The 24159-nt window shown below is 33.3% G+C and carries 25 protein-coding genes; 10 read left to right on the plus strand and 15 right to left on the minus strand.

The features are described from left to right. Positions 1 to 2: 2 nt before the first annotated feature. The 9 genes from RM520_RS11150 to RM520_RS11190 all read right to left on the minus strand — a co-directional run bounded on the left by RM520_RS11150 (position 3) and on the right by RM520_RS11190 (position 8380). Entirely contained in the window at positions 3 to 884 is an 882-nt protein-coding gene (locus RM520_RS11150) for a DUF6268 family outer membrane beta-barrel protein (protein ID WP_311388062.1), read from the minus strand. A gap of 5 nt (positions 885 to 889) precedes the next feature. Continuing rightward, positions 890 to 1792 carry a mechanosensitive ion channel family protein gene (locus tag RM520_RS11155; RefSeq protein WP_311388063.1) on the minus strand — a complete coding sequence of 301 codons (903 nt, stop codon included), beginning with the start codon at positions 1790 to 1792 and terminating at the stop codon, positions 890 to 892. 3 nt (positions 1793 to 1795) lie between these two features. After that, positions 1796 to 3136, minus strand: a complete 1341-nt coding sequence (locus RM520_RS11160; RefSeq protein WP_311385783.1) for an ABC transporter permease — start codon at positions 3134 to 3136, stop codon at positions 1796 to 1798. Further along, positions 3133 to 4065, minus strand: a complete 933-nt coding sequence (locus tag RM520_RS11165; protein WP_311385784.1) for an ABC transporter ATP-binding protein — start codon at positions 4063 to 4065, stop codon at positions 3133 to 3135. The genes RM520_RS11160 and RM520_RS11165 overlap by 4 nt, the downstream gene beginning before the upstream one ends. 225 nt (positions 4066 to 4290) lie before the next feature. Beyond that, positions 4291 to 5409 (minus strand): molecular chaperone DnaJ, encoded by a 1119-nt coding sequence (dnaJ, locus tag RM520_RS11170; protein ID WP_311385785.1) that lies wholly within the window; start codon positions 5407 to 5409, stop codon positions 4291 to 4293. A gap of 39 nt (positions 5410 to 5448) precedes the next feature. Continuing rightward, entirely contained in the window at positions 5449 to 6018 is a 570-nt protein-coding gene (locus RM520_RS11175; RefSeq protein ID WP_311388064.1) for a nucleotide exchange factor GrpE, read from the minus strand. Between the two features lie 133 nt (positions 6019 to 6151). Beyond that, on the minus strand, positions 6152 to 7111 hold the full coding sequence (locus RM520_RS11180; protein WP_311388065.1) for a TIGR01777 family oxidoreductase: 960 nt from the start codon (positions 7109 to 7111) through the stop codon (positions 6152 to 6154). A 122-nt stretch (positions 7112 to 7233) separates the two neighbouring features. Continuing rightward, positions 7234 to 7908 (minus strand): tRNA (5-methylaminomethyl-2-thiouridine)(34)-methyltransferase MnmC2, encoded by a 675-nt coding sequence (gene mnmC2 / locus RM520_RS11185; protein WP_311385788.1) that lies wholly within the window; start codon positions 7906 to 7908, stop codon positions 7234 to 7236. Position 7909: 1 nt separating this feature from the next. Then, positions 7910 to 8380, minus strand: a complete 471-nt coding sequence (locus RM520_RS11190) for a DUF4920 domain-containing protein (protein WP_311388066.1) — start codon at positions 8378 to 8380, stop codon at positions 7910 to 7912. A 107-nt stretch (positions 8381 to 8487) separates the two neighbouring features. Between RM520_RS11190 and RM520_RS11195 the strand changes: the two genes are divergently transcribed. Beyond that, complete coding sequence (locus RM520_RS11195) at positions 8488 to 9552, plus strand: branched-chain amino acid aminotransferase (protein ID WP_311388067.1); 1065 nt, start codon at positions 8488 to 8490, stop codon at positions 9550 to 9552. A gap of 25 nt (positions 9553 to 9577) precedes the next feature. Here RM520_RS11195 and RM520_RS11200 read toward each other — a convergent pair whose 3' ends face one another. Next, complete coding sequence (locus RM520_RS11200) at positions 9578 to 9964, minus strand: nucleoside triphosphate pyrophosphohydrolase family protein (protein ID WP_311385791.1); 387 nt, start codon at positions 9962 to 9964, stop codon at positions 9578 to 9580. A gap of 340 nt (positions 9965 to 10304) precedes the next feature. Between RM520_RS11200 and RM520_RS11205 the strand changes: the two genes are divergently transcribed. The 5 genes from RM520_RS11205 (at position 10305) to RM520_RS11225 (ending at position 13971) form a co-directional block, all read left to right on the plus strand. Continuing rightward, positions 10305 to 10484 carry a hypothetical protein gene (locus RM520_RS11205; protein ID WP_311388068.1) on the plus strand — a complete coding sequence of 60 codons (180 nt, stop codon included), beginning with the start codon at positions 10305 to 10307 and terminating at the stop codon, positions 10482 to 10484. A gap of 97 nt (positions 10485 to 10581) precedes the next feature. After that, entirely contained in the window at positions 10582 to 10953 is a 372-nt protein-coding gene (crcB, locus tag RM520_RS11210; RefSeq protein ID WP_311388069.1) for a fluoride efflux transporter CrcB, read from the plus strand. A 264-nt stretch (positions 10954 to 11217) separates the two neighbouring features. Beyond that, entirely contained in the window at positions 11218 to 11556 is a 339-nt protein-coding gene (locus RM520_RS11215; protein WP_311385793.1) for a P-II family nitrogen regulator, read from the plus strand. Positions 11557 to 11585: 29 nt separating this feature from the next. After that, positions 11586 to 12824, plus strand: a complete 1239-nt coding sequence (locus tag RM520_RS11220) for an ammonium transporter (protein ID WP_311388070.1) — start codon at positions 11586 to 11588, stop codon at positions 12822 to 12824. Positions 12825 to 12933: 109 nt separating this feature from the next. Next, complete coding sequence (locus RM520_RS11225) at positions 12934 to 13971, plus strand: outer membrane beta-barrel protein (RefSeq protein ID WP_311385795.1); 1038 nt, start codon at positions 12934 to 12936, stop codon at positions 13969 to 13971. 51 nt (positions 13972 to 14022) lie between these two features. Here the strand turns inward: RM520_RS11225 and RM520_RS11230 are convergent, their stop codons facing one another. Next, on the minus strand, positions 14023 to 14664 hold the full coding sequence (locus RM520_RS11230; protein ID WP_311388071.1) for a DUF1684 domain-containing protein: 642 nt from the start codon (positions 14662 to 14664) through the stop codon (positions 14023 to 14025). Positions 14665 to 14739: 75 nt separating this feature from the next. On the opposite strand from RM520_RS11230, the gene RM520_RS11235 reads away from it, so the two are divergent. Then, positions 14740 to 15459 (plus strand): DJ-1/PfpI family protein, encoded by a 720-nt coding sequence (locus RM520_RS11235; protein ID WP_311388072.1) that lies wholly within the window; start codon positions 14740 to 14742, stop codon positions 15457 to 15459. Here RM520_RS11235 and RM520_RS11240 read toward each other — a convergent pair. Together RM520_RS11240 and RM520_RS11245 are read right to left on the minus strand one after the other, a co-directional pair. Next, a complete protein-coding gene (locus RM520_RS11240) occupies positions 15446 to 16864 on the minus strand; it encodes an alpha/beta hydrolase family protein (RefSeq protein WP_311388073.1) in 1419 nt (472 codons plus the stop codon). The two genes, RM520_RS11235 and RM520_RS11240, sit on opposite strands and share 14 nt — an antisense overlap. Positions 16865 to 16914: 50 nt before the next feature. Beyond that, the gene (locus RM520_RS11245) at positions 16915 to 17364 is read right to left on the minus strand and encodes an Lrp/AsnC family transcriptional regulator (RefSeq protein WP_311385799.1); all 450 of its coding nucleotides are present in this window, start codon (positions 17362 to 17364) and stop codon (positions 16915 to 16917) included. 117 nt (positions 17365 to 17481) lie between these two features. On the opposite strand from RM520_RS11245, the gene RM520_RS11250 reads away from it, so the two are divergent. Further along, entirely contained in the window at positions 17482 to 17886 is a 405-nt protein-coding gene (locus tag RM520_RS11250; protein ID WP_311385800.1) for a hypothetical protein, read from the plus strand. Positions 17887 to 17917: 31 nt separating this feature from the next. Here the strand turns inward: RM520_RS11250 and RM520_RS11255 are convergent, their stop codons facing one another. Continuing rightward, the gene (locus RM520_RS11255) at positions 17918 to 21361 is read right to left on the minus strand and encodes a methylmalonyl-CoA mutase family protein (protein WP_311388074.1); all 3444 of its coding nucleotides are present in this window, start codon (positions 21359 to 21361) and stop codon (positions 17918 to 17920) included. A gap of 141 nt (positions 21362 to 21502) precedes the next feature. Between RM520_RS11255 and purU the strand changes: the two genes are divergently transcribed. Beyond that, on the plus strand, positions 21503 to 22351 hold the full coding sequence (gene purU, locus RM520_RS11260; protein ID WP_311388075.1) for a formyltetrahydrofolate deformylase: 849 nt from the start codon (positions 21503 to 21505) through the stop codon (positions 22349 to 22351). Positions 22352 to 22394: 43 nt separating this feature from the next. Continuing rightward, positions 22395 to 23099 carry a DUF4197 domain-containing protein gene (locus RM520_RS11265; protein ID WP_311388076.1) on the plus strand — a complete coding sequence of 235 codons (705 nt, stop codon included), beginning with the start codon at positions 22395 to 22397 and terminating at the stop codon, positions 23097 to 23099. A 220-nt stretch (positions 23100 to 23319) separates the two neighbouring features. Here RM520_RS11265 and RM520_RS11270 read toward each other — a convergent pair whose 3' ends face one another. Next, positions 23320 to 24105: an alpha/beta fold hydrolase gene (locus RM520_RS11270; RefSeq protein ID WP_311385804.1), complete on the minus strand. Its 786-nt coding sequence runs from the start codon at positions 24103 to 24105 to the stop codon at positions 23320 to 23322. Positions 24106 to 24159: the final 54 nt, after the last annotated feature.

Consider the following 24159-nt stretch of genomic DNA (forward strand, 5'->3'; position numbering starts at 1 on the left):
TTTTAAAAAATTGATATTTTAAAACCTGTTCTAAGATAAAAATTTGCTTCATCATTCAATAATAAAGTTCTATCTCGACGGTCATTGCGCAAAATTCCTTCTTGAATCAACGAACGCCCTCCTAAAACATACAATGACATCATTTTAGTGATGTTGTATTGATAACCTATTACACCTATTAAAGCGGACAATGAAATTCTAGATCCCAAGGTGTTATCCGGCAATAAGATATCGTCCTGGATATTTATAAAGTAACCATCCAATAATAATGCCAATTGTAACGTATGATTACTACTTGGGTGATATTTAAAATTCATTTTAGGAATTCCAAGCGTATAAGACCATTTAGGATGAAATCTTTTGTAATAACTAATTAAAGGTAACGGAATAGGAAGCCCTGTTGTACTATTATACGTTAAGCCAAGCACTATTCTAAAAGGCTTCTCAACATCTTTCTTCTCTTTCCACAAGGTTGCTGTTGCATTGAAGAAAAAATCATCGGTCATTGCCCCTTCTGTAAAATTTGAAGCGAGTCTCGGAGTCAAAATACCAATGAAACGCCAGTTATCATTCCATTTAGTAATGTAACCCAAATTCAAATCAATAATATGTAATTTTTGTAATTCACTTTTATCAAAAGGTAATTGTTGTGAAAAATCAACATCAAATTGATTATACTCCCCCCCAATAATTAGATAATTCTCTTCATTTACTTTAATAGGAGCATTCAATAAAAACTTGTATCGTGATGTTTGAATACCACTTTCGTTCTCAGGTATTCTGAGGTATTCAACTCTGACTAAATCCGTACTTTGAGCACAAGTATTTGAGAACTGAATCAGCATTAAAACAATACATACTGACGGAAAGAGCTTGTTTATCATTAAGATTACTTATCTGAGCCTAGCTGATGTTGATATAAATGAACATCGCGCTGTGGGAACGGAATGCTAACGTTATTCTCCCTAAACTTAGTATCTATTTCATAGCGAATACTACTTTTTATTCTAGGGTCACTAAAACTATCATTGATATAAAAATTGATAGAAAATAATAAAGCAGAATCTCCAAAATCTTCAAATAAAACAAAAGGCTTAGGATTTTTTAAAATACCTTTTTGCCCATCTACAACGTCTTCTAACAACTGAGTTACCAATTGGACATCGCTACCATAAGCTACACCAACGTTCACCTTTTCTCTTGTGGTTTTATGATTTTGTGTATAGTTATGAATAATATCACTAATGAATTTGTGATTAGGAATAATAATAACCTTATCATCTCTAGTCAATGCCCTAGTAGTTCTTAACTTAATTTCAAAAACCTTACCTACCTTGCCATCTACCTCAACTATATCGCCTACCCTTAAAGATTTATCAACGATAATGAAAATACCTCCTATTATATCCTGAAATAACTCTTGCAAGGCTAATCCTAGTCCCACAAATAGCGCTGCAGACGCTGTTAAAATTACGGTAACGTTTATACCGGCAGCACTCATTGTTAAAAGAATCACTACCAAGTAAACTACATACTTAATGAACTTGAAAATACTGATAAACTTTAGTTTATCTTCTTGGTCCATTTTTCGGGTAAAAAACTTCCTAACCCACTTTAGAACAAACCCCGTAATCATAAAGGCTAATGTGAGCAATAACAAAAGACCTATGGTAATATGTATTGAATTTGAACCTTCTCCGTAGTGGAAACCCCAATTAAGAAACTCTCGAATAGAGCCCCAAATATCTTTTTCAATAATCTCTTTTATGTCTTTTGCTTTGTCTTGAATCATTAGTTAATATTTGAGCCACTTGAACAACTCGCGATAAGTAGGTTTCTTTCCATACATTAAAATACCGACTCTATAAATTTTTGCAGCAAGCCAAACAATTCCTAAAAAGGTAATTATCAAGAATATAATGCTTGTCAAAAATTGCCATAAAGGAACTCCACCTTCACCTAAACCACCAGGTAAACGCATTAGCATTACTATAGGTGATGTTAACGGAAATAAAGAAAATCCTACTGCTATTGGCCCATGTGGATTACTAAATACTGAAAAGAAACCCACATAAATCGCTAACATCAAAGGTAGGATTATAGGGAATATAAACTGTTGAGTATCTGTTTCATTGTCAACTGCAGCTCCTATAGCTGCGTATATGGAACTATAAATTAAATAACCAAGCACAAAATAAATGATAAACGAACTCAATAATAATACCCATGGAATTTTAAAAAATTCCTCAGCGTAAACTTGCATATCATTACTCGAAGCTTCAGGTAATGTTGCCATATTAACCATTGCATTTTGTTCCATCATCGGATTAGCACTCAAAGCATTTAAATCAATATCAAGTAAAAGCATAGCGACAAAAAGTAAAATGGAGGCGGAAAAAATCCATATTGCAAATTGGGTTATACCTGCTAAAGAAGTACCTATTATCTTCCCTAACATCAATTGAAAAGGTTTTACTGAAGAAATTATAACCTCAATAATTCTACTAGTTTTTTCTTCAATTACGCTGCGCATTACAAAACCACCGTAAATGATTATAAACATCATAATTAAATATCCGAACCCACCGCCAATTACAGCTTTAATTTCATTAATACCTTTGACATTTTGTTCACCCTCAAAAGTTGATGTTCTGATTTCAAAATTCTCGTCAATATCAGCAAAATCCTTTGCAGAAACCCCTAGTTGTTGCAATCTTCCTTGACGCAATCTATTTTGAAAAATAGTTTCTAATCGTTCCACAACATTACTGACTGGGCTTTCTTTTGTATAAAAAAAGGCTTGACTAGCTGTTGCTTCTAAATTTTCTTGTTTAGAAATATGAAGAAGTCCATAATTGCCCATAGAAATGGTTGAATCTTTCGCTTCTTCAAAGCTCAAATTTCTCAGTTTTATATAGGAAATACTTTCGTTTGGATTAAAAGAATTTGAAAAAAAATCACTTTCATTTAAAACTGTGATGATGCGTTTTTCGCTATCATTAACTTTGGTCAAAAACGCAATAAGCACTATCATTCCAACCATTAGAATAGGACTTAAAAAGGTCATTATAATAAAGGACTTATTACGAACCTTTGCCAAATACTCTCTTTTGATGATTAGTTTAAGTTTACTCATTTAGTTCGTGCATTTACATTTTGAATGAAAATATCATTAGCAGAAGGTATTAGCTCTTCAAAATGATTAATTGTACCAATTGCCGCTAAGCTATTCAATGCAGATGAAGTATCTGGGCTTGATAATTGCAATGTAAAATCAATTTGATTTACATCATTACCAACTATTTCATTTGTAATTTCAAAAGAAGTTTTGATTTGTTCTAATAATTGATCATTTGGATTGCTAACATTTAATCCCACTTTAAACTTATTATTCTTGTAAGCTTTTTTAATATCAGTCAATTTTCCGTCTAATATTTTTTCCGATTGATGCAGCAGAGTTATATACTCACAAAGCTCTTCGACAGATTCCATTCGATGAGTAGAAAAAATAATGGAAGTACCCATTTTCTTTAACTCTAGAATTTCATCTTTTATTTTATTAGCATTAATGGGGTCAAAACCACTAAAAGGTTCATCAAAAATCAACAGTTTTGGTTCATGAAGTACGGTTACAATAAATTGTATTTTCTGAGCCATTCCTTTTGAAAGCTCTTGTATTTTTTTGTTCCACCAATCTCCAATTTCAAGGCGCTCAAACCAATACTTTAATCTTTTCTTAGCTTCAGTCTTTGAAAGCCCTTTTAATTGAGCTAGATATAATGCTTGCTCACCTACTTTCATACTTTTATAGAGTCCACGCTCTTCTGGTAGGTAACCTATTGTTGCAATATGTTTAGGGGCTAAAGGTTGACCATTAAATAATACATGGCCTGTATCGGGATAAGTTATTTGATTGATAATTCTAATTAGCGTAGTCTTGCCTGCTCCATTCGGACCTAATAGACCATATATACAATTCTCTGGAATTTCAAGAGAAATATTGCTCAATGCTGTATGATTCCCAAACTTTTTAGAAACATTTTCAGCAATAAGAATGTGGTTCATACAATCAATTTTATCAAAGATACATCTATTTAAAAATGCGCAAAATCAATAACCCATGTGAAGATTAAAAGGTGATTCTAAGAATCTATTATCGCCATAAATCACAAAACCCACCCTTAACGAATCAAGGATGGGAAAAAAATTGCTATGAAAAAGAAAATAGACACTGCGAACAGCATCTAGTTCAAATATACGTTTTTTATTTTATTGGCAATAGTAAAACTTTTAAGAGAACATATCTTTTACTTTCTCGAAGAATGATTTGTCAGATTTTTCGGGTTTGGGGGCAAAATTATCATCATTCTGCATGCGTTCAAAAAACTCTTTTTGCTCTCTACTTAGCTCTTTTGGCGTCCAAACATTCACGTGTACTAATAAATCGCCACTACCATATCCATTTAGACTTTGAATACCTTTACCTCTTAGTCGCAGTATCTTTCCCGATTGGATACCAGACTCCAGCTTAATTCTTACTTTTCCAGTGACCGCATCAATTTCTTTAGAACTTCCGAGAACAGCTTCAGAAAAACTAATATATAGGTCATAATGTAAATTATCGCCTTCGCGCTTCAGAGTGTTGTGCTCTTCCGTTTCAATAGCTACCAATAAATCTCCTGATATACCATCTCCGGGAGCACCATTTCCTTTACCGGAAACTTTAAGTTGCATACCCTCTTCAACGCCCGCTGGAATTTTAATTGAAACAGTTTCTTCTACAACTTTTAAACCCTGAGAATCTGCATCACTTGGTCTTTTGTCAATAATTTGACCAGCACCACCGCAAGCACTACAAGTAGCTGCAGTTTGCATACGACCAAGAATTGTATTTTGAATTTTAGTGACTTGACCCGTACCATTACATGTTCCACAAGTTTTATATGTAACGCCATCGGCTTGTACTTTTCTGCGAACCTTAACTTTCTTTTCTACACCATTAGCAACCTCCTCAAGTGTCATCTTTACTCTTATCCTAAGATTACTTCCCTTTACACGTCTTTGACCACCTCCAAAACCGCTGAAACCTCCAAAACCGCCGCCTCCAAAAGCACTACCAAAAATATCTCCAAATTGGCTAAAGATATCATCCATGTTCATACCTCCACCACCACCGAAGCCACCGCCTTCAAAAGCAGCATGACCAAATTGGTCATATTTAGCTCGTTTATCAGGGTCACTTAAAACTTCATAAGCTTCAGCCGCCTTTTTAAACATTTCTTCTGCATTGGAATCTCCCGGATTCTTATCAGGATGAAACTCTATCGCCTTTTTTCGATAAGCTTTCTTAATTTCAGCTGCTGTTGCACCCTTTGAAAGGCCTAATATTTCGTAAAAATCTTGTTTCAAAATATGTGTTTAATTTAATTGGTGCTTTTTATTCTTTAATTAGTTACCAACCACTACTTTAGGGTGACGGATAATTTTATCTCCTAAGGTAAAACCCTTCTCAATTACGTCAATAATTTTTCCCTTAAGCTTTTTATTCGGTGCAGGGATTTGGGTTACGGCATCATGAATCTCTGCATCAAAAACATCACCTGCTCCAACTTCCATTTCTGCTAAACCTTTATTCTTCAAAGTTTCTCTAAACTTATTGCTTATCAAGCCAACACCTTTAAAAAGTTCATTGTCTTCTGACTTAGAAATTTCTTTCAATGCTCTATCAAAATCGTCAAGAATTGGCAACATGGAAACAATTACATCTTGCCCAGCCGTTTTAAAAAGCTCCATTCGCTCTTTGGAGGTTCGCTTCTTGAAATTCTCAAATTCCGCAAAAAGCCTCAAGAATTTATCTTTTTCTTTCGCAAGATCTTCTTTTAATTGATCTTCAACTGATATTTCATCTTTATCTTCCACACCTTCATTAACTTTATCAGTTTTTAGCTCAGTTTCATTAACAGATTGTTCTTTATCGATTTCTTCCTCCATTTCTTGAACCTTACTTTTCTTGCTCATTAATCTAAATTTTAATTTTCAAATTTAAGATGGCAAAAGTACTGCCAATTGTCTTAAAATGTCAAAATGTCACCAATAAATACAAAAAAATCCGCCAAAAGCGGATTCCTCATTTTTAATTTGAAAATATAGCCTAGGCAAATTCCTTTTTATAATCTGACACAGGGCTACGTTTATTGGAATCCTTATCATAAATGGCCTCGAAAGCTTTACATATATTCAGATAATTAAAATAAAAACCATCTTTTTCGATTCGCTGACTACTTACACGCTGACTAGCGAATAATAAATAAGCCATTTCTCCTAACAACAATTTCATTGCGAACTCAGGAATATTAGGCAATATTATTGAACGCCCTAATACCTTGGCAAGCTCTGTGACCATTTTAGAGTTGGTTACAGGGTTCGGGGCTACAGCATTATAAATACCAGAAAGCTTGTTTGAAACAACAAAAGTAAATAGCCGTGCCAAATCATCTATATGTATCCACGACTGCCATTGCTCACCAGTACCAAAAGCAGCACCAACATAATTCTTAATTGGGGCCGCCATTTTTGGAAGAGCACCACCATCTTTAGAGAGTACTAAACCAATACGTATTTTAGATACTTTAAATCCGAATTCTTTAAAAGATTCAATTTCGTCTTCCCAAGAATTTACTACTTCTCCTAAAAAACTATTATCAACTTTAGTTTCTTCTTCTGTATAAAAAGTTCCTAAAGAGTTTGGATAAATTCCTATTGCAGAAGCGGATGCAAATGTTTCAATCTTAGTGGTATCAGATAATTCGAGTCCTTGTTTTAGAGTTTTTAAACTATCTATTCGACTATTCAAAACCTCATTTTTGTAAGATTTTGTCCATCTTTTTGATATAGTCGCACCCGCCAAATTAATAATAGCTTCTACATCGTTAAAACAATTAATATCTATTTCGGATTCCTTGGGATTCCAGTAATATCCTTGATAACCTTTCTTAGAAACGATTTTACTTTTGCTTGTAGTTAAATAATTAACTGTAATTTTTTTAGCATGTAATTCTTTAACAATGGCCTTACCCACTAACCCTGTCGCACCCGTTATCAAAATCTTCATACAATCATTTTAAACAAATATAATTGAATTAAAGTGCTGATTAATAGGCATTAATTAAGGTTTAACACAATTGTTTAAAGTTTGAAAAGCGTATAATTAAGTGTGAATTCACAATTAAAAGGTTATTCTGATTTTAGCTTTTTAAAAGCACGAAGCATTTCACGCTTACCTGGTGGACCTGGAAGTCTTTCTACTTCAAAACCTACTTCTTGCATAGCTCTGCGAACACTGCCCTTAGCAGAGTAGGTAACCAAAACGCCATCCCAATCTAAAGCAGCATACATTTTTTTAAAAATTGAAACCGTCCAAAGTTCTGGTTGTACTCTAGCTCCAAATGCATCAAAATAAATAAGGTTAAACAAACCGATTTCATTTATAGTTGTAAAATCTTTCTTCTGTTTGGTCAATTCAAAATTTGAAGAAAGTCTAACCTTCTCATTCCAATTTGATGTATGCATTTGTCGAAATGTCTCTTCGAACTCTTTAGCTTCTAATAAATCAATATAATTTAAAGAAGAAATTTCTACTTCACTTACCGGATAGGCCTCGACACCAACATAGTGTATTTTTAATTGTTGTTTTGGCGCCTCAATTAAACTTATTAATGCGTTAAGTCCAGTTCCAAAACCAATTTCAAGAATTTGAATTTGTCGATGACTAAAATATCTTAAACCATTTTTAATAAAAACATGATAAGCCTCTTGAATTGCTCCGTGTTTAGAGTGGTATTGTTCATTCCAATCCTCTATTTGAATGGTTTTGGAACCATCTAATGTTGTGATGATTCTTCTTTTCACTTTATTGATTTATTAAAACACCATCCGCTTCATAACGAAGCGTTTTTTTTACTTGAGTAATTTTTGCAATCTCTTCTTTGGCAACACCTTCATCTTCGGCGTAGTGCTTTTGTTCTTCAACAGACATTTCTTCGATAAATGCTTTTCCATTCATTACTACAGTTTTATCAGAAGAGTCTAAAGGCACAAAAAAGCCATAATCCTTAAATTTCACAAAAACCTCTTGCCCATTGGATAAATCAACTTTCATCCAACATCCCTTAGCCTGACAGACTTCAGTTATTTTGCCACTCAATTGGATTAAAGTGGTATCAGCAACTTTTAAACCCTCATAAACTTTCCAATTTTCCTCACTACTCTTTACTTTATCAAAAGACGAACCAAATTGGCCTGTTGAAATATCATCTTGGGCTTGAGAAAATTGAGCTATAATCATTAAGAATATCACAATCAAAATGTTAAAAGTTTTCATATCTAAAAAAAGTTTGTGGTGTTATGAGTTTTACTAGTATTTAAAGTTAATAAAAGGAAAAAAACTTATTAGAATTAGCTAATTTTATTTTTTTCAAAGGTATTACTATGGAAGCTCAGTTAAAAAATATTAAGATTGAAAAATCGAAAACAACTAAAATCAATGAGGTTGATTTTGACAACCTAGCTTTTGGCAGTGTTTATTCGGACCATATGTTGGTCTGCGATTATAAAAACGGAGCGTGGGAAACTCCAGAGATTATGCCTTACCAACCTATTACCTTGGATCCAGCGGCAAAAATATTTCATTATGGCCAGTCCATTTTCGAAGGAATGAAGGCTTATAAAGATAGTTCGGGAGCAACATGGCTTTTTAGACCAAAGAATAATCACAAAAGGCTTAATATTTCAGCCAGACGCCTTGCTATACCAGAAATTCCTGAAGAAATTTTCATGGAAGGACTAACAACACTTCTTCGTTTAGAAAAAGATTGGATACCTTCAAACCCTGGTAGTTCTTTATACATTAGACCTTTCATTTTAGCTTCTGGTAACGGATTTCATGCTTCTCCGGCCGATGAATATAAATTCATCATTTGTTGTGCTCCATCCGGAGCCTATTTTTCAGGAAAAGTAAAAGTATTGATAGAAGAAAAATATTCAAGATCAGCTAATGGTGGCGTTGGCTATGCAAAAGCTGGTGGTAACTACGCTGGGCAATTCTACCCTACACAATTAGCCGTTAAAAAAGGATATAATCAAGTCATATGGACTGATGATAATACGCATGAATATATCGAAGAGGCTGGCGCGATGAATATTTTTATTCGAATTAACGACACATTAATAACTGGTCCGACCAGTGATCGTATATTAGATGGTATTACAAGAAAAAGTATTTTGGAAATAGCAGAAGATGAGGGCATACAGACCGAAGTTCGTAAGATTACTGTAACTGAAGTTGTCAGGGCAGCTAAATCTGGAGCACTTAAAGAAATGTTTGGTGCGGGAACCGCTGCAGTAGTTTCACCGATTTCTACTTTTGGTCACAAAGGTGTTGATTATGACCTGCCAGAACTACAAGATAATTTTGCATCGCTGTTAAAAAAACGAATAACTGATATTCAATACAATCGCGCCGAAGATAAATTTGGTTGGAGATATAAAGTATAAAAAAAGCGCCAAATTTGGCGCTTTTTTAATTTTCTAATATTTTGGCAATATTTGGTTTAAAATAATTTGGCCCTTTAAGTACCTTACCATCTTCTCGATAAATAGGTTTACCATCGGCACCTAACTTACTCATATTACTTCTTTGGATTTCATTAAAAACTTCTTCTATTTTATGTTGCATTCCATGTTCAAGAATAGTACCACATAAAATATAAAGCATATCACCTAGTGCATCAGCAACTTCAATTAAATCGCCTTCACCAGCTGCTTCCAAATACTCTCGATTCTCTTCATCCATCAAATTAAAACGAAGTTCATTTTTTGATTTTCCCAAATTAGCCTTAGGATTATCTAATATTCCAAGACCAAAAGCTTCATGAAACTCTTTTACTGCTCGAATTTTACTTTTCATTGATTATGTTTTGCATTAGCTTTGCGTAAAAATAGAAAAACTATGTTCTCTACAGGACAATTAATTTTTGCCGGACTTTTTATACTAGTTTTCACTTTAGTTATTGTTTTTATGTATAAGAAAGACAACAAACTCCATTTAAAAAACTACGAAGGAGTGAAATGGGTCTTAATTTCCTTTACGATTTTCATAATTATCTTGTTTTTAATTAAACACTTCCTTAAAAATTAACAGATATTTTGCTTACGCAACAAAAATCAAACGTTTGACAACATTATTCGGTTAAAAAGTCAATTATATAAGAAAAGACGTACTTTTACAGTGTTAATAATTTAGTACGATGATTTCATTTTTCTTCATTTTCTTTTCTCTATTAGCTATGAATATTCTCTTTTTAATCCTGAGCTCTAAAGGGATTTTAGACAGGTTTAAGAAACCGCTCATGAAGACTTCTGAAACACCTATTGCTAAACTTTTTCCTACAGAATATTCTGAGACCAAATATAAAAAGGCAGTTTAATTAAATTTGTCGCTAATACTTCCCTTAGCGTCAATACACTCTATTATTATTTTTATATTTTTTCTAATTAAACCATTTAAAACCTAAATTTGAGCAAATGAAACAAGCTCTTTTAGTTTTTATTGGTGGAGGGATTGGCAGTACTTTGAGGTATGTCGTATCAAAATACTTTAATTCGTTTTTTGAGCACTTTTATCTAGGCACATTTGCCGTAAACATAATCGGCTGTCTTTTAATTGGTTTTTTATTAACCTTATCCGTTAAGGGCCAATTATTAAATGAGAATCAACTACTCCTGTTAGCTACAGGGTTTTGCGGTGGTTTCACAACATTTTCAACTTTTGCTTTTGAAAAACATTCACTTTTAAAAAGTGGCGCACTATTCCATTTTTCAATTTATACCTTATCAAGTATAGTCATCGGAATAATTGCCATTACTATTGGTATTTGGGTAGCACGACTTCTTTAAACTCTTCTATAATTTTTTTGATTTTTAAAATTGTTAGAATTAAAACAATTGAACCTAGTTATTGTTAAAAATTATCAGAATTTCTAAAAATCTCAAAACCCATTATTCTAAGATTTTTTAATTATCATAACATTAAATTAATATACCCCTAAAAAAATAGGGGTTTTTCTTTTTATATGATAAAAATGACACTTCACACCCGTTTTTCTAATAGGTCATAATTCATTTAACATATATTTGGCTCTTTAACTAACAAAATCAATTATGAAAAAAGTCGAGGCAATTATTCGAAAATCAAAGTTCGATGAAGTGAAAAAAGCACTTCATGGAATTGAGGTCAACTTCTTTAGTTATTGGGACGTAACTGGAGTTGGAAATGAAAAACAAGGTCATGTATATCGCGGTATTACTTACAGTACAACAGATATCCAAAGAAGATACCTAGTTATAGTAGTATCTGATGAGTTTCTAGAAAAAACAGTGGATACCCTAATCAAAACGGCATCAACCGGTAATGTAGGTGATGGTAAAGTATTTGTTTCTGAAATCTCAGAAGCCTACAGAATACGAACTGGTGAGAGCGGACACGCCGGAATCAATTAATTAAACTAACCAACTTTTTAAATTATATTATGGAAGCAGGATTATTTACAGCAAATAACGTATGGATGATGGTGTGTACCGCATTGGTATTCTTCATGCACCTAGGATTTTCTTTCTTAGAAATAGGATTGACAAGACAAAAGAACACAGTAAACATTTTATTCAAAAACGTATTTATCATTTGTGTAGGTCTATTGTTATACTACATCGGTGGTTTTAACCTTATGTACCCAGGATTCGAAGATGGAGATATGGGTATTTTTAAATTCGCAGGTTTTGGTATTGCAGCTCCAGAAGGCGGAATGACAGCTGCTTATGCAGATGGAGGTTACACTTGGTGGACAGACTTTCTTTTTCAAGGAATGTTCGCAGCAACAGCTGCAACCATTGTATCTGGTGCAGTAGCTGAAAGAGTAAAATTAGGTGGATTTATGGTTTTCACTATTATCTATGTAGGATTGGTTTATCCAATTGTTGGTGCATGGAAATGGGGTGGAGGCTGGTTAGACGGTCTTGGATTTTATGATTTTGCGGGCTCAACTTTAGTTCACTCTGTAGGTGGATGGGCTGCTTTAATAGCAATTTTCTTATTAGGAGCTAGAAAAGGAAAATTTGGGGAGGATGGAAAAGCCAAAGCTATACCAGGCCATAACTTACCTTTAGCAGCTGCAGGGGTTCTTATCCTTTGGTTAGGATGGTTTGGATTTAACGGTGGATCAGTATTATCCGCTGATCCTGAATTAACTTCATTAGTACTAGTAACTACATGCTTAGCTGCTGCAGCCGGCGGTGTAGCTGCATTTATCACTTCTTTAATAAAGTACAAAAATTATGACTTAACCATGTTCTTAAATGGTATTTTAGGTGGTCTAGTTAGTATTACTGCTGGTGCTGATTTAATGTCACCAAATGAGGCAGTAATTATTGGATTACTAGGAGGAGTTATTGTGGTATTCGGTATTGCACTAATCGACAAACTAAAATTAGATGACCCTGTAGGCGCTGTAGCCGTTCACTTAATTTGTGGTATTTGGGGAACTTTAGCAGTTGGTTTGTTCGGATCTATGGCAAGTATGGATCAGTTCTTGATTCAACTTGCTGGAGTTGGAGCAGCAGCTACATTCTGTACACTCACGGCATTTATCATCCTATTCACTATCAAGAAAGTTGTTGGATTAAGAGTTTCTGAAAAAGAAGAAATCGAAGGTCTAGACATACACGAACATGGCATGGATGCCTATGCTGATTTTAGAATGAATCAACATTAAATAAAAAACGGAGCGTTTTGCAGAACGCTCCGTAAATAACCTTTTCACTTTTACACATTTAATTTATCAAAAACACCTCTTTTTGTAGGGGTAATTAATTCTTAACATTATGAAAATGATTATTAATACAAATTACATAAAAAATATATTTTTAGCAGGTTTTGCTCTTGTATCAACCGTTGCTTTTGCTCAAGATGAAGAGTCAAAACCAAGTTTATCATTAGCAGGTAGCGTGGACACTTACTACAGAACCACCTTTGGCGAGGCTGGAGTGGATGAAGCAAATTCATTTACCTCTTTTGCTAACCAGACTGGTTTTGCTCTTGGTATGGCGAACATAGTTGGGAGCTATGAAACAGGAAATACCGGTGTGGTTGTTGATTTAGTTTTTGGCCCAAGAGGTACTGAAGCTACTTTTAATAACGATGTATTAAATGGTATAATCAACCAAGCATACGCATATTGGAACGTATCAGAAGGAACTACCTTAACTATTGGTAGATTTAATACATTTTTAGGTTATGAGGTTATTGCTCCACAAGCTAACTTTAACTATAGTGTATCACATTTATTCTCTAATGGTCCTTTTTCTCATATGGGATTAAAAGCAGATTTTACATTATCTGATGATGTAAGTTTAATGTTAGCTGTAATGAACCCATGGGATACTAATGATGTAACCGGAACCGGAGAAGTTTCTTTAGGAGCTCAATTAGGTTTTTATGGCCAATACCTTAACCTTTACTATGATAGCGGAGAAAATGATGGTTTAGGATTTGAAATAGATTATACTGGTGGTTTTGATGTTTCTGACGAATTTTTCTTCGGAATTAATGCGGCATACAACAAAAACTCAGAAACAGATAGCGGGTTCTATGGTGTAGCGCTTTACCCTCAAATAACAACTTCAGATAGTTTTGCTCTTGGTCTAAGAGGAGAATATGTTGCCTTTACTCAAGATGGTTTTGACGACACACCAGTACTTGCAGCGACATTAACTGGCAGTTATACTACTGGTAACTTAATTATTAAACCAGAAATTCGTTTAGATAGCTGGGGTAATGATGTTGAGCCTTTTGGCAGTGCTACTGACCCAAGTAACTCTCTTTCATCCTTTACTTTAGCAGCAATCTACTCTTTTGATTAATTCAAAATATTCATAATTGACAAAATCCCCTAGCAAGATTGTTGGGGGATTTTATTTTTTTATAAAATCTTTTACTCCTGCCAAAACTCTAGTTTTCAAATGATTTTGCCTTGGCACTAGAGGGCAGGAGTATTTTTTATTATAAACACAATACGGATTATAAGCCTTATTAAAGTCAATTAAAATACTATCACCCTCAGGAATTTTTAAATCGATATAACGTCCTCCACCATAGGTTTCTTCTCCATTAGTATTATCCAAAAAAGGTAAAAAAAGATAGTCCTTATATTTTTCTTGGGTTTTTAATTCTGAGTTTTGATACACCTCTAATTGGTGTGTTTTTCCATTCAATTCAAAACTGACAACAGCATAAACTACTTCTTCATTAATTTCATCAGTAGTTGTACTCATCATAAAAGGTAATGCATCTGGTGTTCTTTTAAAATGTGCTAACACTATATAATTGGTGTCTGGCTCAAAGAAGTCTAATGCATCAAAGTCTTTACGATATCTATCGGGCAAAGGTGAAATTTCAGGGTTCTGAAAATCTTCATTTATCTTTTTCCTATGTTCCAATATTTCAGTAATTGAATTAGAAATAAAAACCATTTGATTATCGGAAGTCTCATGATATTTTTTCCCTTGTTTACAAGAAATAAAAACTAAAAAAAGTATCATTGTTATTTGCTTCATGAAGTAAAAATACGACGAATGTGTTTTATTCTTAAACCAGCTATTGTACTTTGCAAAACTTACTTTTAATTCAAAATGAAAAACAAATACCTCATTCTCGTCATTTCGCTACTTTTCATATCATGTCAAACAAAAAAAAGAGAAGAAGCCAGATATGTACCTCAAATTAAAAAAGATAGGTACAATGTAGCATTTTTAATAATGGACGGTGTATACAACACCGAATTTACCGCGCCGTTTGATATTTTTCAGCACACCCAGTACCGAGAAGGTATTAAGGCAATGAATACTTTTACAGTAGCTAACACCTTAAATCCTATCACTTCATTTGAAGGCATACGAATAATTCCAGATTTTGACTATACTAAAGATTCAATTCCTAAAATTGACATCTTGGTTGTGCCAAGTGCAGAGCATCATTTGGATTCAGATTTAGAAGATATGGAGATGTTAAAATTCATAAAGCAAGTAGATAAAAAAGCCCTATTTATGACTTCACATTGTGATGGTGCTTTCGTTTTGGCAAAAGCTGGATTATTAAACAATGTTGCTTCAACGACATTCCCTAGTGATCTTGAAACCTACAAAAAAATGTTCCCTAAACTTGAAGTTAAAGACAGTGTGCTTTTTGTGCACGATGGAAAATATATTACTTCGGCAGGTGGTGCGAAAAGTTTTGAAGCCGCGCTGTATCTTAGCGAGTATTTATATGGGAAAGACATTGCGGAATCTTTAGCCGGTGGATTAGTAATTGACTGGGATTTAGAAGAGATACCACGGTTTATTCGTCCTTGATTTCGTAACGGGCATTGTTCAAATATTTTTCAATCAATTTATTGAATTCGGGCGTTATCTTAAATAAGGTGGTGTGTTCAATATTGTAAAGTTGATTCTTATTTTTAAATCCTTTTTTAAGCAATTCTTCTAAATAATAAAGTGCCGTTCCATAATCGCTATTCTTTGAAGCAATTGAAATCACTTTAATATAATTATCAATTTGATCCGGTTCGGTAATTGTTTTTAGCATCAGTAATAAAATTAGCGCCTCATCATCAGCAATTGGCTCTGCTTGAACTAAGTCAATATTATCTTCCACCAGCGCATTAACATAACCTAACAAACGCTTGCCCATTTGTTGTTCAAGCTTACTATCACCAGAAATAAATCCATTAATTTGGGTCATCTGATAATTCCACCATCCCAAATTATTATAATTATACGTTAGTATATCTTCCTCCAAATAATATGCAAAGTCTTCTCGCAGTAAATTCTCTTTGAAAAGTACGGCATTTTGAATTCTATTTAAACTCCTGTATAACTTATCTTTCTTTAAACTTTTTTGAACGTTTTTTAAAGAATCAATAGGTATCAAGGTTCTATAACTAGTGATAGTTTCTTTTATTAATCGTTCAGTAAGCAAAAGATTTTTTGTGCTTTGCAGCACCTCGATATCCTTTAATTCCTTCTTATAATTTTGTGCTATAAATAAACTATCCTTCGGAATATTTCCCTTAGCCATGGCGGAAAGATCAAATAAGGACAGTGCTTTTTCAATATAAGTAGGGTTTGGCCACTCAGTACCCCCGTCAAAAAAGAGCAAATTATTCGGAAACTTCAATCTATTTAAAACCTTCTCATCTTCAATAAGAGAAGTATAATTAAAATCTTCAGTGCCAGAAATTGCAACGAAATGGAAAGGATTTTTAGTCAACAATAATTCCGTATTTACCAACGATGCACCAATTGATAAAACTCCCTTAATATCCTTGATAACGATAGGTGCCAAATTTGCAAAACGAGCTCCGCTCGAATAGCCTGCAGTATATATCCTATTATTATTAACAGGAAATAATGATTTTACTTGCCGTATCACCATATCAGCATTTAAAATATTTTGTGATACCGTCAAACTATCATTAACCATGTTTGGAGAAGCCAAGATATACCCATTAGCCTCCGCAGCATTTTTAAACATGGCCATACTTTGTTTTGACTTTCCATTCATGTCAAAAACAAAAAGAACTGGCCAACTGCCCTTCATTTCAAATCTTTCCGGCAAATAAAGCGCAAAAGTGTGATTAACAGAATCCTTTACTGCAATAGAATCCATTATTAATCCTTTTTGAAGTCTTAACTCTTGCGAATTGGAAAGCTGAACTAAAATAAAGAAGATGAAAAAAGGCAAGTATTTTTTTATCATATCTTAATTACATCAAAAATCTAGCCAAAAAAAACATACACAAAACAAGATTATTTTTGTTTACTAATCGCTGCATTTGAAATCACATCAGAAAGTATAATATGTGTTCTAGTTTCCCCGTAAGTTATTAATTTATCTATAAACTTTTCTAGATGAAATTGGTCTTTTAATACAACCTCCATTATTATATTTTCATTTCCAGTTATCCTATAACAGTTTAAAACCTCATCAAAAGTTTTAATGATTTCTAAAAATGGTTTAAGCTTCCCAACAAATGCACGAACCGTAATCATTGCCTTTAATTGGTAACCCAAATGAATATGAGATACTTGTGCACGATAGTTTTTAATAACCCCAACATCTTCCATCTTCTTCACTCTATCTGCAACCGCCGGAGAAGTAAGACCAACTTCCTTTCCTATTTCAACAAATGAAGTTCTCGCATTGCGTTGCAAACAATGTAGAATTTTCAAGCTTAATTCATCAACCTTAATATTCAAAGCAATTTGATAATATTTATTTAATATTTAAAGTATTTATGTTTTCTATAGCGATAAAGTAAAGTTAATTTATTTTTTTGAGATGTACCTTTATGTAAAGAATTTCTTAAATAAAAGATGAAAAATAGTAGTTTTAACACCCTTCAGGTATATCAAAAATCTTTGGTTTTAAAAGATTTAACTACTGCAATTGCCTACTATTTTTCTCATGACTCTAATTTCTTTTCAAATAGTAAATCAGAAGGTTTGAGAACAGAAATTGCAAAGGCGTTGTTTGTAGATGCTTCATTGATCTCTTCAAATATAAAAGAGGTTACTGTTTCAAAATCTGGTGTTGTTCGTAATAAAAATCTAATTTTTATTAATATAATGACCCGGAACATACTTTCTTATTGCAATGGACTTGAAAAGGATGGTGTCAAAGAAAAAGAATATGTTCATCTACTTCGAAGAGAAATTCAAATTTTTCGTTCTCATTTTAAGCAGTGGAGAAAATCATTGCAAACTAGTGATGATAATTAAATAACAATCTAGGTTTTCATTCAAATAGCAATTACATATTGCGACGATATTGACCACCAACTTGGAATAAAGCATTAGTTATTTCACCTAGGGAGCAATACTTAGTTACTTCCATTAATTCTTCAAAAATATTCTGGTTATCAATTGCTACTTGTTTTAATTCACTTAAAAGTTTTTTTGACTCTTTTATATTTCCTTTATGTAAATTCTCAAGTGTAGTTATTTGATTTTCTTTTTCTCCAATAGTTGCCCTAATTACTTCTGAGGGGAGTACTGTTGGAGAGCCTTTTGAGCTTAAAAACGTATTTACGCCTATTATAGGAAAATCTCCAGAATGTTTCAAAGTTTCATAATACAAACTTTCTTCTTGAATTTTTGAACGTTGATACATGGTTTCCATAGCACCCAATACTCCTCCACGTTCTGTAATTCTATCAAACTCAATTAAAACAGCTTCTTCAACTAAGTCAGTTAACTCCTCAATTATAAAAGATCCCTGAAGAGGGTTTTCATTTTTCGTAAGACCTAATTCTTTATTAATGATGAGCTGAATAGCCATAGCTCTGCGCACTGATTCTTCAGTAGGGGTAGTAATTGCTTCATCATAAGCATTAGTATGTAATGAGTTACAATTATCATAAATAGCATATAAGGCTTGTAGCGTTGTTCTAATATCATTAAAGTCTATCTCTTGCGCATGTAGACTACGACCTGATGTTTGAATATGATATTTCAGCATTTGAGCACGTGGACCTGCCCCATATTTTTCCTTCATTGATTTTGCCCATATTCTACGTGCAACCCTTCCAATAACAGCATACTCGGGATCAATTCCATTTGAAAAAAAGAAAGAAAGGTTAGGTCCAAAATCATTAATATCCATTCCTCGACTTAAATAATACTCCACATATGTAAAACCATTAGATAAAGTAAAGGCTAATTGTGAAATGGGATTAGCACCAGCCTCAGCAATATGATAACCTGAGATTGAAACAGAATAAAAATTTCGAACCTTGTTCTTAATAAAATAAGACTGCACATCACCCATTAAACGTAAAGCGAACTCGGTGGAAAAAATACAAGTATTTTGGGCTTGATCCTCTTTTAAAATATCAGCCTGAACCGTACCCCTAACTAGACTTAATGTTTCAGCCTTTATTGTTTCATAGACATCTTTTGGCAATACTTGATCACCTGTAACCCCAAGAAGTAAAAGTCCAAGTCCGTTATTACCTTCAGGTAATTCTCCATAGTAACTTGGTCTAATAACTTCTTTTTCTTTAAATATGGTATTTATTTTTTCTTTCACTTTTTCAACCAGACCGTTTTTATGAATATATTTTTCGCAATTTTGGTCAATTGCAGCATTCATAAAAAACCCTAAAAGCATTGGTGCTGGGCCGTTAATGGTCATACTTACTGATGTCATTGCGTAACTCAAGTCAAAGCCTGAATATAACTTTTTAGCATCATCTAAACAGCAGATAGATACTCCGGCATTACCAATCTTACCATAAATATCAGGACGTTTTCCTGGATCATTACCATAAAGTGTAACGGAATCAAAAGCTGTAGATAATCGCTTAGCTTCCATTCCAAAACTTACATAATGAAATCTTCTATTCGTTCTTTCAGGACCGCCCTCGCCAGCAAACATTCTAGTAGGGTCTTCACCAGTTCTTTTAAACGGATAAATACCCGCAGTATAAGGAAATTCACCAGGAACATTTTCCTGTAACATCCATAATAACAGATCACCCCAAGCTTTAAATTTAGGTAGTGCTACTTTTGGAATTTGAGAATGTGATAAGGACGTCGAATGTGTCTCAATTTGAATTTCTTTATTTCTAACTTTAAATGAATAAATTGGGGCTTTATATTTTTGAATTTGAGCATTCCAATTCAAAATCAGGTTCCAATTATAAGGATTTAAATCCATTTTTAATTTATCAAACTCCTCTAACAAACCGGTCACCAGACTCTTATTTTCATTGGTGGTTTTTGACTTCACCGCATCATTTGCAATTCCTGATTTATCAATCTTCAACAACTCATCATCATTTATTATTGATGCTATTGTCATATAAAGACCATATAATTTTTGAGCAATTTTTGCCTGTTCTTGAGCATCGTTATCGTACGATCTATTGATTTCGGCTATTTCGGAAAGATATCGTGTTCGCGATGGCGGAATAACAAATTGCTTCTTGACTTCGTTTTCGTCATTGAATGCGTATTTTGATTCTAAACGAGCCTCTGTTTTGCTCCGTAAAGTTTGTATGACTTTTTGGTATAAATGATTCATTCCTGGATCATTAAACTGTGAGGCTATTGTACCATAAATGGGCAAATCTTCTTGGCTTACTTCCCAAAGATTATGATTTCGAACGTATTGTTTTTTTACATCTCTAATAGCGTCTAAAGCACCTCTTTTGTCAAATTTGTTGATAGCTACCATATCAGCAAAATCTAGCATATCAATTTTTTCTAATTGGGTTGCAGCACCAAATTCTGGAGTCATTACATATAAAGAAGCATTACTATGTTCAATTATTTCTGTATCCGACTGTCCAATTCCTGATGTTTCTAAAATGATTAAATCATATTGGGCTGCTTTTAATACTTGAACCGCTTCGTTCACATGTTTTGATAAGGCCAAATTAGATTGTCTAGTGGCCAATGAGCGCATATAAACTCGTTCATTGTTTATTGCGTTCATTCTAATACGGTCTCCTAATAGTGCTCCACCCGTTTTTCTTTTAGATGGATCTACGGAAATAACACCAATATGTTTCTCTGGAAAATCAAACAAAAACCTTCTGATTAACTCATCAACTAAACTCGACTTGCCTGCACCGCCAGTCCCAGTGATTCCTAAAACAGGAATATTATTATCAATCTTAATGCTGGAAAAATGAGATTCAAACTCATTATGTCTATTTTCAGCTAAAGAAATTAATCTTGCAATGGTATTGACATCTTTTTCCACTAATAAACTAATTATGGATTTGTCATCAGAATTTCTGAGTTTCGGAACAGCAGTATCACTTGTTTTTACTAAATCATTTATCATTCCTTGGAGCCCCATTTCTCTTCCATCATCTGGTGAGTAAATTCTAGTAATTCCATAATCCATTAATGTTTTAATCTCCCTTGGTAGAATTACACCTCCACCCCCTCCAAAAATTTTGATATGCCCAGCGCCTTTTTCTTCTAATAAGTCATGCATATACTTAAAATACTCATTATGGCCACCTTGATAAGAAGTCATTGCAATGGCATTAGCATCTTCTTGTATAGCGCAATCAACTACTTCTAAAACACTGCGATCATGACCTAGATGAATTACCTCAACACCTGTTGATTGAATGATACGACGCATTATATTAATTGCAGCATCATGACCATCAAATAAAGACGCAGCTGTAACTATTCGTATTTTATTCTTTGGGATATATGGCTTTACTTGCTCCATTGATAAAAAAAGATCAAATTTTGTATTGCAATTTACGATAAATGCAAAGAAAATACATGTTTACTTATAATTTTATAAAAGAGTAGTCATTTCGGGTTTCATTTTTTAGAATAGTATAATTTTATTCCCTAAATAGAACTTGTGAAACTTACCATATTAATTCATTGTGCTGATAGCTCTGGTATTATAAGTGCTGTTACTGGTTTTTTACACAAAAAATTAGGTAACATCATTTATTTAGACCAACACGTTGACCAGCAAACGGGTGTTTTCTTTATGCGATTAGAATGTGTCTTCGAAAAAATAGAAGTTTTAACTAAATTCAAAAAGGAATTTGAAGAGGATTTAGCCCAACCCTATAAAATGAAATGGAGCATACATGAAGCCGGAGTAAAACCCAAAATGGCAATATTTGTTTCGAAATATAATCATTGTCTTTACGACTTATTGAGCAGATATAATTCAGGAGAATTGGAGGTAACAATTCCATTTATAATTAGTAACCATAATGACCTTAAATCCATTGCCAATCAATTCAACATACCTTTTCATTATATTCCTGTAACAAAAACAACAAAATCGGAAGCAGAAGAACAACAACTCAAACTCTTGAAGCAAGAAAATATTGATTTTATTGTTCTTGCTCGATACATGCAAATTGTTAGTGAAAAATTAATTTCAATTTATCCCAACAAAATAATTAACATCCACCATTCGTTTTTACCTGCATTTGCAGGAGCTAAACCTTATCACGCGGCCTATGAACGAGGAGTTAAAATTATTGGAGCTACGAGTCACTATGTTACCGAAAAATTAGATGCTGGTCCAATTATTGAGCAAGATGTCACTGCAGTATCACATACACATCACATAAAAGACTTTATTTTGAAAGGAAGAGATCTTGAGAAAATTGTGTTATCAAGAGCGGTTAAACTCCACTTACAACGCAAGACTATGGTTTATAACAATAAGACGGTCATTTTTACTTAATTAAGATGATTGCTTGTAATTACTCTAATTTAAAATTTAACAAATGAAAAAGAAAATCCTATTATGCTTAGCTGCGTTTCAACTATTTGGCTGTAATGAGTTGCAACAAGTCGTTAACCAATTACCTCAAGCTGGTGCACTTGGTAATGGAGAAATTGCAAGTGGGCTAAAAGAAGCTTTAAATTTTGGAATAGAGAAGCAGGTCAGTAAATTAAGTGCTCAAGATGGTTTTTTTAAAAACGAACTCGTTAAAATACTTCTTCCGGAAGAGCTTAGTAAGGTAGATAAAACTTTGCGCGATATTGGTCTAGGTAAACTAGCCGATGAAGGGCTTAAAGTTCTTAATAATGCTGCGGAAGATGCGGTTAGAGAAGCCACACCAATCTTTGTAGATGCAGTGAAAAACATGAGTTTTACAGATGCTAAAAATATTCTATTGGGTGCAGACAATGCTGCAACTACCTATCTTGAACAACAAACGAATTCTAAACTATACGCGAAATTTAATCCTATAATAGAACAATCATTTAAAAAAGTAGGTGCCGATCAGATATGGTCTAATTTAATTACTAAATACAATACACTTCCTCTTACAAATGATGTAAACCCGGATTTAACAGAATATGTTACGCAAGAAGCTTTGGAAGGTGTTTACACCATGATTTCGATAGAAGAAAAAGAAATAAGGAATAAAGTTTCATCAAGATCAACCGACTTATTGAAACGCGTATTTACACTTCAAGATTAACGTTTATTTAATATGAAACTGTTACAATAAACATGTTTAAAGCTCGTTATAACTGTAAGAAAACAAAGCAATTATAACAAATTGCTAAAGTTTGGTTAACCTTGTTTTCAAGATATTAACTGAGCTTTGTACGAGTTATTTGAGTTAGCATTTTTTTGAGTTAGTTAGTTTAAAAACCGGTGTTCGCACCGGTTTTTTATTTTATAAAAAGTTGAAGTTTTTACTTTTCTAAAGAAGCCAAGTACTTAATAACGGTTTCATTAAATACCAATGGCCTCTCCACATTTACTACATGCCCGCAATTTGGCACCACAAAAAGTTCCGAAACTTTATGATGTTTTACAATCTTTTCTATTGTGGGTAAAAACAAATAATCTTCTTTACCCATGACATATAAAGTAGGGATTTTAATGTCTGCACCTCTAAAAAATCGAAGTAATGGATTAATTTCAGAAGTCAATTTAAACCATCTTATAAATTCTTTCTGGTAAAGTTTTTTGGCCTCTCGCACAAACAATGAGCGCGATTCGCGGTGGTTTTTATTTGGCATTATAACAAATGCAAAAAACTTATAAAGCCATAAGTAGGGAACAATGGATTTAAAAATTACCCCTAAACGCATTAACACTTGTGATCTGAAATTTAATTTCATAATCGCACCACCCATAACCATACTAGCAACTCTGTTCGGATACTTTTCTGCAAGATTTCTAATTAAGATGGTTCCTAATGAAATGCCTACAAAATGTGTTTTCTCAATTTTCTCATGATCAATGACCTTGACGATGTCTTCCGTTATAGAATCAAAGGTATATTTATCATTAAAGGCATCTTTTAAATTAGGTTTAGAATTCCCGTGCCCTCTTAAATCAAGTAAAAGAATATTAAAATGCTTTTTAAAATCTCGTAATTGCTTATACCAAATGGTGGAGCTGCCACCAGCTCCATGAACAAATGTTACCCATTCTTTTGATGATTTATGCTTATATGTAGTATAATGAAGCAAGAAAATATTTTGACTAAAAATACGTTAAATTTTTACCAACAAACCTTCTCAAAC

Source organism: Croceitalea vernalis (assembly GCF_031846405.1).
Lineage (GTDB): Bacteria > Bacteroidota > Bacteroidia > Flavobacteriales > Flavobacteriaceae > Croceitalea > Croceitalea vernalis.

Bases quoted from the DNA above. Each gene is read 5' to 3' on its own strand.
- RM520_RS11150 (WP_311388062.1), bottom strand. From the start codon at position 884: ATGATAAACAAGCTCTTTCCGTCAGTATGTATTGTTTTAATGCTGATT.
- RM520_RS11155 (WP_311388063.1), bottom strand. From the start codon at position 1,792: ATGATTCAAGACAAAGCAAAAGACATAAAAGAGATTATTGAAAAAGAT.
- RM520_RS11160 (WP_311385783.1), bottom strand. From the start codon at position 3,136: ATGAGTAAACTTAAACTAATCATCAAAAGAGAGTATTTGGCAAAGGTT.
- RM520_RS11165 (WP_311385784.1), bottom strand. From the start codon at position 4,065: ATGAACCACATTCTTATTGCTGAAAATGTTTCTAAAAAGTTTGGGAAT.
- RM520_RS11175 (WP_311388064.1), bottom strand. From the start codon at position 6,018: ATGAGCAAGAAAAGTAAGGTTCAAGAAATGGAGGAAGAAATCGATAAA.
- RM520_RS11180 (WP_311388065.1), bottom strand. From the start codon at position 7,111: ATGAAGATTTTGATAACGGGTGCGACAGGGTTAGTGGGTAAGGCCATT.
- RM520_RS11190 (WP_311388066.1), bottom strand. From the start codon at position 8,380: ATGAAAACTTTTAACATTTTGATTGTGATATTCTTAATGATTATAGCT.
- RM520_RS11195 (WP_311388067.1), top strand. From the start codon at position 8,488: ATGGAAGCTCAGTTAAAAAATATTAAGATTGAAAAATCGAAAACAACT.
- RM520_RS11200 (WP_311385791.1), bottom strand. From the start codon at position 9,964: ATGAAAAGTAAAATTCGAGCAGTAAAAGAGTTTCATGAAGCTTTTGGT.
- RM520_RS11205 (WP_311388068.1), top strand. From the start codon at position 10,305: ATGATTTCATTTTTCTTCATTTTCTTTTCTCTATTAGCTATGAATATT.
- crcB (WP_311388069.1), top strand. From the start codon at position 10,582: ATGAAACAAGCTCTTTTAGTTTTTATTGGTGGAGGGATTGGCAGTACT.
- RM520_RS11215 (WP_311385793.1), top strand. From the start codon at position 11,218: ATGAAAAAAGTCGAGGCAATTATTCGAAAATCAAAGTTCGATGAAGTG.
- RM520_RS11220 (WP_311388070.1), top strand. From the start codon at position 11,586: ATGGAAGCAGGATTATTTACAGCAAATAACGTATGGATGATGGTGTGT.
- RM520_RS11225 (WP_311385795.1), top strand. From the start codon at position 12,934: ATGAAAATGATTATTAATACAAATTACATAAAAAATATATTTTTAGCA.
- RM520_RS11230 (WP_311388071.1), bottom strand. From the start codon at position 14,664: ATGAAGCAAATAACAATGATACTTTTTTTAGTTTTTATTTCTTGTAAA.
- RM520_RS11235 (WP_311388072.1), top strand. From the start codon at position 14,740: ATGAAAAACAAATACCTCATTCTCGTCATTTCGCTACTTTTCATATCA.
- RM520_RS11240 (WP_311388073.1), bottom strand. From the start codon at position 16,864: ATGATAAAAAAATACTTGCCTTTTTTCATCTTCTTTATTTTAGTTCAG.
- RM520_RS11250 (WP_311385800.1), top strand. From the start codon at position 17,482: ATGAAAAATAGTAGTTTTAACACCCTTCAGGTATATCAAAAATCTTTG.
- RM520_RS11255 (WP_311388074.1), bottom strand. From the start codon at position 21,361: ATGGAGCAAGTAAAGCCATATATCCCAAAGAATAAAATACGAATAGTT.
- RM520_RS11265 (WP_311388076.1), top strand. From the start codon at position 22,395: ATGAAAAAGAAAATCCTATTATGCTTAGCTGCGTTTCAACTATTTGGC.